8 protein-coding genes, 4 tRNA genes and 2 pseudogenes are annotated in these 12,163 nt (G+C 61.1%); 7 read left to right on the forward strand and 7 right to left on the reverse strand.

Going from position 1 to position 12,163, the window contains the following annotated elements:
* Positions 1-799: pseudogene (locus JWR98_RS00235) on the forward strand (hydantoinase/carbamoylase family amidase); the annotation flags it as partial.
* 114 nt (positions 800-913) lie between these two features.
* Here JWR98_RS00235 and JWR98_RS00240 read toward each other — a convergent pair.
* The 4 genes and pseudogenes from JWR98_RS00240 to JWR98_RS00255 form a co-directional block, all read right to left on the reverse strand.
* On the reverse strand, positions 914-1,372 hold the full coding sequence (locus JWR98_RS00240) for an REP-associated tyrosine transposase (RefSeq protein WP_078733787.1): 459 nt from the start codon (positions 1,370-1,372) through the stop codon (positions 914-916).
* A gap of 199 nt (positions 1,373-1,571) precedes the next feature.
* On the reverse strand, positions 1,572-3,005 hold the full coding sequence (locus tag JWR98_RS00245) for an efflux transporter outer membrane subunit (RefSeq protein WP_078733786.1): 1,434 nt from the start codon (positions 3,003-3,005) through the stop codon (positions 1,572-1,574).
* Entirely contained in the window at positions 2,989-4,158 is a 1,170-nt protein-coding gene (locus tag JWR98_RS00250) for an efflux RND transporter periplasmic adaptor subunit (RefSeq protein WP_205489095.1), read from the reverse strand. Before JWR98_RS00250 ends, JWR98_RS00245 begins: the two co-directional genes overlap by 17 nt.
* A pseudogene (locus tag JWR98_RS00255) lies at positions 4,148-7,368 on the reverse strand (efflux RND transporter permease subunit). The gene JWR98_RS00250 and the pseudogene JWR98_RS00255 overlap by 11 nt, the downstream one beginning before the upstream one ends.
* A 194-nt stretch (positions 7,369-7,562) precedes the next feature.
* Between JWR98_RS00255 and JWR98_RS00260 the strand changes: the two are divergent.
* Positions 7,563-7,973, forward strand: a complete 411-nt coding sequence (locus JWR98_RS00260; RefSeq protein ID WP_078733783.1) for a PA0061/PA0062 family lipoprotein — start codon at positions 7,563-7,565, stop codon at positions 7,971-7,973.
* Here the strand turns inward: JWR98_RS00260 and JWR98_RS00265 are convergent.
* The gene (locus JWR98_RS00265) at positions 7,970-8,122 is read right to left on the reverse strand and encodes a hypothetical protein (protein WP_179119936.1); all 153 of its coding nucleotides are present in this window, start codon (positions 8,120-8,122) and stop codon (positions 7,970-7,972) included. The two genes, JWR98_RS00260 and JWR98_RS00265, sit on opposite strands and share 4 nt — an antisense overlap.
* A gap of 211 nt (positions 8,123-8,333) precedes the next feature.
* Here JWR98_RS00265 and JWR98_RS00270 point away from each other — a divergent pair, with 211 nt between their 5' ends.
* Positions 8,334-8,996, forward strand: coding sequence for a peptidase C39 family protein (locus JWR98_RS00270; protein ID WP_003174826.1), 663 nt, complete (start codon positions 8,334-8,336; stop codon positions 8,994-8,996).
* Positions 8,997-9,060: 64 nt separating this feature from the next.
* Here the strand turns inward: JWR98_RS00270 and pbpG are convergent, their stop codons facing one another.
* Positions 9,061-9,984 (reverse strand): D-alanyl-D-alanine endopeptidase, encoded by a 924-nt coding sequence (gene pbpG, locus JWR98_RS00275; protein ID WP_003174825.1) that lies wholly within the window; start codon positions 9,982-9,984, stop codon positions 9,061-9,063.
* 204 nt (positions 9,985-10,188) lie between these two features.
* Positions 10,189-11,046 carry a bifunctional methylenetetrahydrofolate dehydrogenase/methenyltetrahydrofolate cyclohydrolase FolD gene (folD, locus tag JWR98_RS00280; RefSeq protein ID WP_205489096.1) on the reverse strand — a complete coding sequence of 286 codons (858 nt, stop codon included), beginning with the start codon at positions 11,044-11,046 and terminating at the stop codon, positions 10,189-10,191.
* Between the two features lie 276 nt (positions 11,047-11,322).
* Between folD and JWR98_RS00285 the strand changes: the two genes are divergently transcribed.
* From JWR98_RS00285 to JWR98_RS00300, 4 genes are all read left to right on the forward strand, one after another.
* Positions 11,323-11,399, forward strand: a tRNA-Arg gene (locus JWR98_RS00285).
* Positions 11,400-11,431: 32 nt separating this feature from the next.
* A tRNA-His gene (locus JWR98_RS00290) sits at positions 11,432-11,507 on the forward strand.
* 57 nt (positions 11,508-11,564) lie between these two features.
* A tRNA-Leu gene (locus JWR98_RS00295) sits at positions 11,565-11,649 on the forward strand.
* A gap of 77 nt (positions 11,650-11,726) precedes the next feature.
* Positions 11,727-11,802, forward strand: a tRNA-His gene (locus JWR98_RS00300).
* Positions 11,803-12,163: the final 361 nt, after the last annotated feature.

A 12,163-nucleotide genomic window follows, 5' to 3' on the forward strand; every position in this document is an offset into this window, starting at 1 on the left:
CTTGGCCAAGAGGGATGTGGACGGTGTCAGCGTGGGTGAGGCACTGAATGCGATTGGCTATGCGGGACGCGTCCCGTCAGTGGGCATAAAGTCGGTGCGTATTTCGAAGCGCATATCGAACAAGGGCCGATTCTTGAGGATGAGAGAAAAACCATCGGCGTGGTGCTCGGCGCCCTCGGGCAAAAATGGTTCGACCTGAAACTGCGCGGCGTTGAAGCCCATGCGACCGACGCCGATGCACTTGCGCAAGGACGCCCTGGTAGGCGCGGCGGCGGTGGTTGCGGCAGTGAATGCGGCGGCGTTGGGGCATCAGCCCCATGCGTGCGGCACGGTCGGTTGCCTGCAGGCGTACCCCGGTTCACGCAATGTGATTCCCGGTGAGGTGCGTATGACCCTGGATTTCCGTCACCTGGAACCGGCGCGGTTGGATTCGATGATCGCCCAGGTGCGCAAGGTGATCGACGACACCTGTGCCAAGCATGGGTTGAGCTTCGAGATGGAACCCACCGCCGATTTCCCGCCGCTTTACTTCGACAAAGGCTGCGTGGACGCCGTGCGGAATGCGGCGAATGGCTTGGGCTTGTCGAACATGGACATCGTCAGCGGGGCGGGGCACGACGCGATCTTCGTCGCCGAGCTGGGCCCGGCGGGGATGATTTTCGTGCCGTGTGAAGGCGGCATCAGCCATAACGAAATCGAGAATGCCAACCCGGATGACCTGGCGGCGGGGTGCGCGGTGTTGTTGCGTGCCATGGTTGCCGCTTCTGCTGCAATCGCCAGCGGCAAGCTCGCGGCCTGAAATGCGGGAAAAAAGTGTGGGAGGAGGCTTGCCTCCGATGGCAGTGTGTCAGTCAGCTCATATCCAGCTGACACACCATCGGGAGCAAGCCCCCACATTGACTGCTCGTTGGCGTTAGATCCAGATTGCATCCCACAATGGATAGTCGCCAATCTTCTTTACCAATCCTGCTCGCAATGGATTGGCCACCACATACCGAGCCATCTTCACCAAATCATCTTCCTTGCGCAGTGCTCGATCATGAAAGCTCTCTTGCCAAAGCCGGCCCTTGCGACCGCTCGCGCCGTTGACGGCCCGCGTGCTTTTGGATTTCACCTGCCGCATCAGATCCGCCAGCGAGCCTTTGCGTAGTTCGATGAGCCAATGAAAATGGTCCGGCATGATCACCCATGCCAGGGACTTCGCCAGCCCTTGGTACTGGGCGAGACGAAATTGCCAGACCACGAGGCGACCGAGGTGGAAGTCGTTGAATATGGGGATGCGTTCGTGGGTGTTGGTGGTAATGAGGTAGATGCGGTTTGGTTCGCTGAAGCGACCGATGCGCAGGCGGTGAGAAGCGGGTAGGTCAGGCATTCCTTGGCCTCTTTTTTGGGGGTTTCAAGAGGCTAGGTTGGAGGGCAAGGGATTGATCGGCAGGCTTTTGGCAGGATGTGTCTGGAAGGGCGCAATCGGGGGCAAGCCCCCTCCCACATTGGATCTACGGCATTCATACAATGTGTGTCTGGCGCAGGACAGTGTGGGAGGGGGCTTGCCCCCGATTGCGGTGGGTCAGCTACGGAGCCATCGGGTCGGCGCCAGGCTGCCAACCGCCGCCCAGGGCTGTGACCAAGCCCACACTCGCCTGCAACTGCCGCGTCTGCACCGCCTGCAATGTCCTCTGCGCCTGCAATGCCGCCGTCTGCGCCGTCACCACGTCCAGGTAGCTCACCGCGCCCGCCTGATAGCTGTTCATTGCCAATGCCTGGGTGTGCTGCGCCGCATCCGCCGCTGCTTGCTCGTCCTGTGCTTGCTGCTGCAAATCGCGCAGTTGCGCCAGGTTGTCTTCCACCTCGCGCACGGCCTTCAACACCTGGCTGCGGTACTGCGCCGACGCTTCTTCAAACTCGGCCCTGGCCTGGCGTTCATTGGCGCTCAGGCGCCCGCCGTCGAAGATCGGCAGATTCATCAGCGGCCCCAGCGCCCAGTACCGATTGCCGGCGGACAGCAGATTGCCCACGCCCTGCGTCTGCCCGCCGATCAAGCCGGTCAAGCTGAAATCCGGGAACCATGCGGCCTTGGCCACGCCGATCGTGGCGTTGGCGGCAAACACGCGTCGCTCCGCCGCTGCGATATCCGGGCGACGTTGCAGCAGCTGGCTTGGCAGTTGTGAAGGGATTCCCGGCAACGCCATCAACCCCTGGCTTGGCGGCAATGAAAAATCACTGGCCGCCACGCCCACCAACTCGCCGATAGCGTGTTCGGTGAGGTTGCGTTGCCCCTGCACTTCATCCAGCTGCGCCTTGGCTTCGGCCAGTTGATTTTGTGCACGGGTCAGGTCCAGTTCCGACGCGATCTGGCCCTCGTACCGACTACGGGTCAGTTGCAACGCCTGGCTGAAATCCTCCAGCGAACGGCTCAGGATTCGGCTCTGCGCATCCAACCCATTGAGCTGCACATACAAACTCGCCAATTGGTGTTGCAGGCTCAAGCGCGCCACCGCCAGGTCATCGGCGCTCGCTTGCGCCTGGGCATCGCCGGCCGCCACCTGGTTGCGGATTTTGCCCCACAGGTCCAGGTCGTAACTCAACGAAAAACCGGCGCTGTTGCTGTTGTATACCGACGGCTGGGTGCTGCCGCGCAATGGCCGCGAGTCCGATTGGCGCTGGCGCAGTGGCTGCGCGCTGGCGGTGATTTGCGGGAACAACCCAGCATGCAGCTGGCTGGCGTAGGCCTGTGAGGCGTCGAAGTGCGCAAGTGCCGCCGCCAAGTCCGGGTTGGCCTTGAGCAATTGCTGTTGCAGGCTGTTGAGGCGCGAATCGTTGTAGAGCGTCCACCAGGCGGGCGCCAGTGAGTCGGACGGTTGCGCGCTGTGCCATGGTCCGTCGCTGGTCTGTTCGCGATAGCTGGCGGGCAGTTCAACCGACGGTGCTGTATAGGCCGGCGCCATCGAGCAGCCTTGCAGCGCCAGCAGCACTAGCGCCGCGAGAGGTTTAAGCCTTGGGCGCATGCGCACCTCCCGAGGCGTCGGCCAGTTGCACCGGATCGCCTTCGCGCAGGGCGTCGGGCGGGTTGTCGACGATGCGATCGGCGGGTTTCAAACCTTGGTCGATCACCAGGCGTTCGCCCAGGTCCAGGCCGATGTGTATGGTTTGCAGGTGCACATGATTCTGCGCATCCAACACCGCAACCTGAGTGCCCTGGGCGCGGAAGATCAAGGCGCTGGCCGGAATGCTCACGCCGTGGGTATCGGCTGGAATCGGCAGGGTGGCTTCGGCGTAATCACCGGGCAGCAACTCACCGCTGGGGTTGTCGACCACGAACTGCGCGAGCAGGGTGCCGGAGCGGCGGTCGATGGCGGTGGAGTCGCCGATCAGGCGTGCCTTGAAATGCTCCCCGGGGTGTTCGGGCACGGTCAGCTCGGCTTCCAGGCCGGGGTGGATCACCGCCGCGTAGTTCTGCGGCACCGGCACGTACAGGCGCAACTGGTGGGTGTCGGCAATGTTGAACAGCTCCGGATCACTGTCGGTATCGGCCTTGATCAACTGACCGATATCGGTGTTGCGCGCGGTGATGGTGCCGGTGAACGGCGCACGAATCGTCTTGTAGCTTTCCAGTGCCGAGAGCCGCGCGAAGTCGGCCGCGGCGGCTTCGGCGTTGGCTTTGGCGGCTGCGGCGTTGGAGGTTTTTTCATCGGCTTCCTGGCGCGATACCGAATGGCTGGCCAACAGGTTCTGCCAACGCGTGGCGGTGGTTTGCGCCAGGCGCGCATTGGCCTGTTCCTGCACCAGCCTTGCGTGGGTTTGCGCAAGCTGTTGGTCCAGGTCCGGGCTGTCGATTTCGGCGAGGATTTGCCCGGCGGTGACCGGGCTGCCGATGTCGACTTTCCAGTCCTTGAGGTAGCCGCTGACCCGTGCATGAATCGGCGCCTTGCTCCAGGCCTCGAGGTGCGCGGGCAAGCGCAGGGTATCGCCGGCGGCGTTCTGTTTGGGCTGGAACACCATTACCTGGGGCACGGCTGCGGTTTCGGTCCAGGCAGTGACGGATTGTTCGTGCAAGGTGCGGGCGTGCAGGCCGTTGGCGACCAGCAGGGCGGCGAGGGTCAGGCCACCGATACCCAGGAGCATCAGGCGCTTGCGCGAGGGGGTGTGATCAGACGACATGTGGGGTTTCTCCAACAACTGCGCGAGTAGGGTGACGCCCGTGGACCAGGCTGAAGACCACGGGAACAAACAATAGGGTGGCGACGGTGGCGAAGATCAGACCACCGATCACCGCACGACCCAGCGGCGCGTTTTGTTCCTCGGACAAGGCCAGCGGCAACATGCCGATGATCATCGCCAGGGCGGTCATGCACACCGGCCGAAAGCGCGTATAGCCGGCTTCCAGGGCGGCCTTGAGCGCATCGCCATGTTCGGCCAGGCGTTCGCGGCAAAAGCTCACCACCAGGATCGAGTTGGCGGTGGCCACGCCCATGCACAGGATCGCGCCGGTCAGGGCAGGCACCGACAGCGAGGTGCCGCTGAGGAACAGCATCCATACGATCCCCGCCAGCGCGGCCGGCAATGCGGTGATGATCACGAACGGGTCGACCCACGACTGGAAGTTGACCACGATCAGCAGGTAGATCAGCACCACCGCGCCGAGCAGGCCCAGGCTCAGGCCGCTGAACGCTTCATGCAGGGCATCGATCTGCCGTGCAGGCTGATCGTCGCGCCTTTGGGGCGCAGGTGCGCGGTGTCATCCAGCACCTTTTGCACGTCGCGGGCCACGCCGCCGAGGTCGCGGCCTTGCACGTTGGCGTACAGGTCCAGGGTCGGTTCGATGTTGTAGTGGGTGACCACCGCCGGGCTTTGTACCCGAGAGATGCTGGCCACACCGCCGAGGATCTGCGATTGGCCATCGGCGCCGGTGACCGGCAAGGCTTCCAGCGACGGCAGGCTGTCGAGGCGGTATTGCGGGGTGGCGGCGACGATCGAATAGGACACGCCGTTGGCCGGGTTGAGCCAGAACGTCGGTGCGACCTGGGAGCTGCCGGCCAGCGAGGCCACCATGCTGTTGGTCACGTCACGCTCGGTAATGCCCAGGCCTTCGGCGCGCAGGCGGTCGACATTCACCTGCAGCGACGGGTAGCCGGTGGACTGCTGGATACGCAGGTCGGCGATGCCCGGTACGTGTTGCAGACGGCGTTCAAGTTCGACGGCGTACGCACGGTTTTCGGCGTCGTTGCGCCCGGAGATCTTCACGTCCAGCGGGGCCGGTGCGCCGAAATTGAGGATCTGGCTGCTGATGTCGGCGGGCAGGAACGCGAAATGGCTGCCGGGGAAACTTTGCGGCAGGGCTTCACGCAGTTTTTTCACATAGTCGGCGGTGGGGGCGTGGTGCTGTTTCAGGGTGACCTGGATGTCGCCATCCTGCGGGCCGATAGTCCCGCTGCTGCTGTAGGCCATGTCGATGCCGCTGAGCGGGATACCGATATTGTCGACGATGGTGTCCAACTCGTCGGCGCGGATGACCTCGCGAATCCGCGCTTCGATGCGGTCGAAAGCGGCGGCGCTTTCTTCGATGCGTGTGCCCAGCGGCAGGCGAACGTGGAGGGCCAGTGCGCCGGCATCGGTGGCCGGGAAAAAGTCCTGGCCCAGGCTCGGCAGCAACGCGAACGAGGCGAGCACGCAGGCCAGGAAACCGACGATAAAGCGGCGGCGCTGGCCCAGCGCCAGGGTGAGCAGGCCATGATAGGTATCGCGGATATTCGAGAAATGGCGCTCGAAGCCCTGCTGAAAATTCAGCACCGCTTGCAGCGCGGAGTTGCGCGGTTTGTTGTGCTGCTCACCCTCATGGTGGTTGATGAATGCATCTTCCGGGTGATGACCTGCGCCTTGCTCGGGTATATGTGGCTTGAGCAGGAACATCGCCAGCGTCGGCACCAAGGTACGCGAGAGGACGAATGAGCTGGCCATGGCAAAGATCACCGCCAGCGCCATCGGCCGGAACAGGTAACCGGCGATGCCTTGCAGCAGGAACATCGGCACGAACACGATGCAGATACACAGCAGCGAGACGAACGCCGGGCCGACGATCTGCGCGGCGCCGTCGAGGATCGCGGTCTTCACCGCCTTGCCTTGTTCCAGATGCCAGTTGATGTTTTCGATGGTCACCGTGGCGTCATCCACCAGGATCCCCACGGCCAACGCCAGCCCACCGAGCGTCATCACGTTGAGGGTTTGCCCGGTGGCCGCCAGCAGTGCAATGGCTGACAGCACCGCCAGGGGAATCGACGCGGCGATGATCAGGGTGGAGCGCCAACTGCCGAGGAACAGCAGGATCATCGCACTGGTCAGCAGCGCGGCGATGATGCCTTCCTGGGCCACGCTGCCGACCGATTGCTTGACGAACACCGAGGCATCGCCCAGCAGCGAGGTCTTCAGCGATGGCGGCAGGGTTTCGTCGATGCGCGGCAGCATCTGGCGAATGCCGTCGATGATCGACAGGGTGGAAATGCTGCCGTTTTTCAACGCCGGCATCAGCACGGCGCGGTGGCCGTCGACGCGCACAATATTGGTTTGTGGCGGTGAGCCGTCACGCACATGGGCCACTTGGCCGATCGTGATCAGCGCGCCGTCGACGGTCTTGATCGGCAGGTCGTTGAGTTCATCGATGGCCTTGGGGCTGTTGTTGAGCAGGATCGTATATTCGTTGGGGCCGAGTTTGGCGGTGCCCACCGGGATGATCTGGTTCTGCAACGCCAGGGCATTGCCCACGTCCTGTGCCGACAAGCCTTTGGCGGCCAGCGCCTGGGGGTCGAGGTCGAGGGTGATCTGGCGCTGTTTACCGCCCATGGGGGTGGGCATGGCCAGGCCGGGCAGGGCGCTGAGGGGCAGGCGGATGTTGTTTTGCACCAGGTCGCGGATTTTGGCTTCCGACAGGCTGGGGCTGGAAAACGCCATTTGCAGGATCGGTACCGTGGACGCGCTGTAGTTGAGGATCAGCGGCGGCGTGATGCCCGGCGGCATCTGTTTGAGCACGGTTTGTGACACAGCGGTCACTTGGGCGTTGGCGGTGCGGATGTCCACGCCGGGCTGGAAGAAGATCTTGACGATGCCCATGCCGGGCAGCGATTGCGATTCGATGTGTTCGATGTCGTTGACGGTAGTGCTCAGGGAGCGTTCGTAGGTGTAGATCACCCGACCGGCCATGGCATCCGGGGACAGGCCGTTGTACTGCCACACCACGGCGACCACCGGGATGCCGATATCGGGAAAAACGTCAGTGGGGGTACGCAGGGCCGCCATCGGCCCGACGATGCAGATGAATATAGCCAGCACGATAAACGTGTAAGGCTTTTGCAGTGCGGTCTTTACCAGCCCGAGCATGCGTGATCTCCGGAAAAAGCAGGATTGCAAACCCCGGCAGTCTTGACCGACCCACCTAACACGCACCTTTCAGCCAGGTGAAGGAACATTTAGGTCAAGGCTGAAGATCGTTTCATAGGTATTCATTTGTTCTGCACAGGGCCGCTCGCCAAGCTTGTCGCCCATCGGACACATCGTCTTTTTGGAGCCCTGCCATGTCACTTAAACCCTTGTTGTTGATTCCCGCACTCGGTGCCGTCCTGCTGCTGTCGGCGTGCGCCGGCCCGATTCCCAAGGCGGACCCGAGCGAAGCCTGGATTGGTTTGAAGGAGGAAGCACCGAACGACCTGATGGCCGAACGCTTGGATGGCAAGCGCGTGGATGACGGGCGCTTCTTTGAAGTGCCGCCGGGCGATCACCGGTTGGACGTGACGTTGTTTCAGGAGGAACCCGGTGACGACAACCAGCAGGATTGCCAGGGCCGCGTCGAGTACAAGCATTTCAAGGCGGGTGAGCACTACACCTTGGAAGAATCCAGCCTGGGCACCACCGTGCGCGCAACCTTGAAGGATGGCCACGGCAAGGAAGTCGCGGCGACGCAGGACTTCAATTGCATGCCTGGCTAGGCATGGTGCGCCGTCGCCTTATGCGGCTTGGCGGATTTGACGTGGGGGTGATGGTGCCGACGGCTGATGCGCAACACCCCCCACAACATGGCGCCGGCGACCGCCAGCCACCCGCAGATCAACATGAAAATCGTTGTTACAAGGCTCATTCTGGCCTCCTTTCGCCCCGCACGGGGCACACACAGTCTTCTCAATGGACAGTCTAGCTACCTGACGGTTGCCTGCTATTGACCAATGGTCGTGTTCGTCCAACTTGTTTGCTCTATGCCGCACGGTGAACCATGGCTTTGGGCTATACCCGCGTGACGGAGCGTCCTATGATCAGTGCCCTTACCGGCAGTTGATCAAGAGAGTAAAAAATTGCGGTTACGGTCGAACGTTACAACTTCCCTGTTGCTGGCCTGCACCCTGGGGCTTGCCGCCTGTTCCGGGCACCCTTCGAAACTGCCCGGCCTGCCTGAACGCGTCGAACTCAACGGTGTGCCGACCTTTCGTAGCGAGGCTTATCAGAGCGGTCCTACGGCTTTGGCCAGCATGCTGTCGCAACAAGGCATTGTGATGACACCGGGCTTGCTGGATAAACCGCTGCGTTTACCGGGCGGCGAAGCGGACCTGGAGCGCAACATGCAGGTGCTGGCGCGTGAATACGGGCTGATGGTGTACCCGCTGGATGCCAAACTGACGGCGGTACTGGCGCAAGTGGCGGCGGGTTATCCGGTGATGGCGCGTCTGGGCGGTGGGCTGTGGTCTGACGCGCGCTACGTGGTCGTGGTGGGTTTCAACCAACAGAAAAGCACGGTGCTGCTGCGCTCGGGCATGGACCGGCGTTTGTTGATGAGCTTCAGTGACTTTGAATCGAAGTGGGCGAGCGCCGGACACTGGGCGATTCTTACCCAGCGGCCGAGCCAGTTGCCGGCGAATGTGGATGCGCAGCGCTGGCGCGAGGCGGCGAATGCGACGGCCCAGGCCGGGCAGGAGCGGGCGGCGGCGCAGGCGCTCAAGGTGCTGGCGGAACATAAGTGAGAATGGGAGGGAACAAGCTCCCTCCCGCTGACATTGGACCTGTTGGGTTCAATAGATGTGTCGGTCAGCGACGAACTTCCGCGGTATTCGGACGGCTTTTAAGGTTCTTGTCGGCCTTGTAGCGCAATGCCACATCCGGCACCGAACCGCCCTTGCCGGTTTCGACCCAGCTGCGAATACGGCTGGCATCGGCAAAGTGGGTGAACTTGCCGAAGGCATCGAGGATCACCAGCGACACCGGGCGGTTACCCATGCTGGTCACCAGCACCAGGCAATGGCCGGCCTGGTTGGTGAAGCCGGTCTTGGTCAGCTTGATGTCCCAGTTGGCGCGGTTGATCAGGTGATCGGTGTTGGAGAAACCCAGAGTGTAATTGGGCTTGCGGAACGAAACGGTCTTTTCCTTGGTGGTGCTCAGTTGGCTGAGCATCGGAAACTTGCGTGCATAGGCCAGCAGCTTGCTCAGGTCACGGGCGGTCGACACGTTATGAATCGACAGGCCGGTAGGTTCGACGTAGTGGGTACTGGTCATGCCCAGGGCCTTGGCCTTGGCGTTCATGGCTGCGATGAACGCTGCGTAGCCGCCTGGATAGTGGTGAGCCAGGCTCGCGGCGGCGCGGTTTTCCGAGGACATCAGGGCGATCAGCAGCATTTCCTTGCGCGGCATCTGGCTGCCGATTTTCACGCGGGAGAACACACCTTTCATCTCCGGGGTGTCGGTGATGTTGATGTCGATGTACTCATCCATGTTCTGCTTGGCCTCAAGCACTATAAGGCCGGTCATCAATTTGCTCACCGATGCAATCGGCACCACCACGTCGGGGTTGCTGGCATAAATGACTTTGTTGGTCTGCAGGTCGACCAGCATGGCGCTGCCGGACGCGATCTGCAGCTTGGAGGGATCACGCGGCGCCAGGGTGGATTCGGCGGCGTGCGCAAAGGTGCCGGTGAAGGCAAAAAACAGGCTGACAATGGAAAGACGAATTTTCACGCGGATGAACTCGCTAAAAAAGTAATGAATACCGTTGGAAAACGGATTTTGTGAAAAATGACGTTACATTTTAGGAGTATGGATCAGAAATTGTCGAATGTGCTTCTACATCCAGACGAAAGTGCTTAAAAACTAAGAAAAAATGGGTTTTTCCCGGGCAATAAAAAGCCCTGCGCTAAGGCAGGGCTTTTTAAGTACGTCTGGTTATTGACCGTGCAGGGTCTCTGCGGCGTACAGCGTATTTTCCAGCAGGCAGGCGCGGGTCATCGGGCCTACGCCGCCCGGCACAGGGGTGATCCAACCGGCGCGGGGCAGGGCGGTTTCGTACACCACGTCGCCGACCAGCTTGCCGTCAGCCTGACGGTTGATGCCCACGTCGATGACGATGGCGCCTTCCTTGATCCATTCGCCCTTGACCAGGCCCGGCTTGCCGGCAGCCACCACCACCAGGTCGGCGCGGCCGACGTGACCGGCCAGATCCTTGGTGAAGCGGTGGGTGACGGTCACGGTGCAGCCGGCCAGCAGCAGTTCCATGGCCATCGGGCGGCCGACGATGTTGGACGCACCGACGATCACGGCATCGAGGCCGTACAGGTCGACACCGGTGCTTTCCAGCAAGGTCATGATGCCTTTCGGCGTGCAGGGGCGCAGCAGCGGGATACGCTGGGCCAGACGACCGACGTTGTAAGGATGGAAGCCGTCGACGTCTTTGTCCGGGCGGATGCGCTCCAGCAGTTTGGACGCGTCCAGGTGCTCGGGCAGCGGCAGTTGCAGGAGGATGCCATCCATCGCCGGGTCATCGTTGAGGCTGTCGATCAGGTCGGTCAGGGCCTGCTGGGTGGTCTCGGCAGGCAAGTCGTAGGCCTTGGAAATAAAGCCAACCTCTTCACAGTCTTTACGCTTGTGCGAGACATAAACCTGAGAGGCAGGATCGCTGCCGACCAGGATCACCGCGAGGCCAGGCGTGCGCAGGCCTTGCTGGCTGCGCTCGGTGACTCGTTTGGCGATCTGCTGGCGCAGGCTGGCGGCGATTGATTTGCCGTCGATAAGTTGTGCAGTCATTACGCGTGATTAACCATCGAGAGGGGGAAGAAAAGTGCGCGCATTCTCGCACGCCATGACGTGAGGGCAAAGGCGCTTGGTCTGCAAATTGGCCTAACCCCTTAAATAAAATGAATTTTTTTCAAAAAAGATTTGACGGGTTTCGAGGCCCTCTATACTATTCGTCGCACTTGTCGGGCACAGCCTAGCACTGGTTAAGAAGGTCGAGCAGAATGGTTATTTTGCAAGGCTGGAAAGCACTTAGTTTGTAATCCTCCAAGAGTACAGATTAATAAGGCGCCCGTAGCTCAGCTGGATAGAGCATCCGCCTTCTAAGCGGATGGTCGCAGGTTCGAGTCCTGCCGGGTGCGCCATTAGGCAGCTTTGGCACAAGTAGCGCTAGATGGTGGGCGTAGCTCAGTTGGTAGAGCACGGGATTGTGACTCCCGTTGTCGAGGGTTCGATCCCCTTCGTCCACCCCATATTCTGAAAAGGCGCCAGATTAATTATCTGGCGCCTTTGCTTTAAGAGCTTCATGCGCGGATGTGGTGGAATTGGTAGACACACTGGATTTAGGTTCCAGCGCCGCGAGGCGTAAGAGTTCGAGTCTCTTCATCCGCACCAATTAAAGCGTTGTTCGGTCGACAGGCGGGGCAGGGCTAAACAAAGAAGTGGTTTGGTTTCTTTGTTAACGCAATATGGTGGGCGTAGCTCAGTTGGTAGAGCACGGGATTGTGACTCCCGTTGTCGAGGGTTCGATCCCCTTCGTCCACCCCATATTCGAAAGGCGCCAGATTTAACAGTCTGGCGCCTTTTTTGGTTTTGGCGGTTTGAATATTCGCGGCTGCAGGTATTGGGTCGCAACGGCAGGGCGTTTCGTCGTATTTATTATGTAGCACGATGATGCCGCGCTGCCTGCTGGCCCCGTTTGAGGGTTGGCTGTCAGGGAGATGGATGACGACTTCTTCTATATATAGAAGGGGCGGCGCAGAGCCCTGGCGTGATTGGCTGGTTTTTGTCACCGGGGCGAGGTGCATCAGTGCCTTCGTACCGATAAATTGCCGGCTGTTTTCGGGCGTATTTCCAGTAGGGTGACTTCTTGAGTTTGACCCACTAGAATGCATGCCCTTGATTGGGG

The organism is Pseudomonas lactucae (assembly GCF_016937615.1).
Taxonomy (GTDB): Bacteria; Pseudomonadota; Gammaproteobacteria; order Pseudomonadales; family Pseudomonadaceae; genus Aquipseudomonas; species Aquipseudomonas lactucae.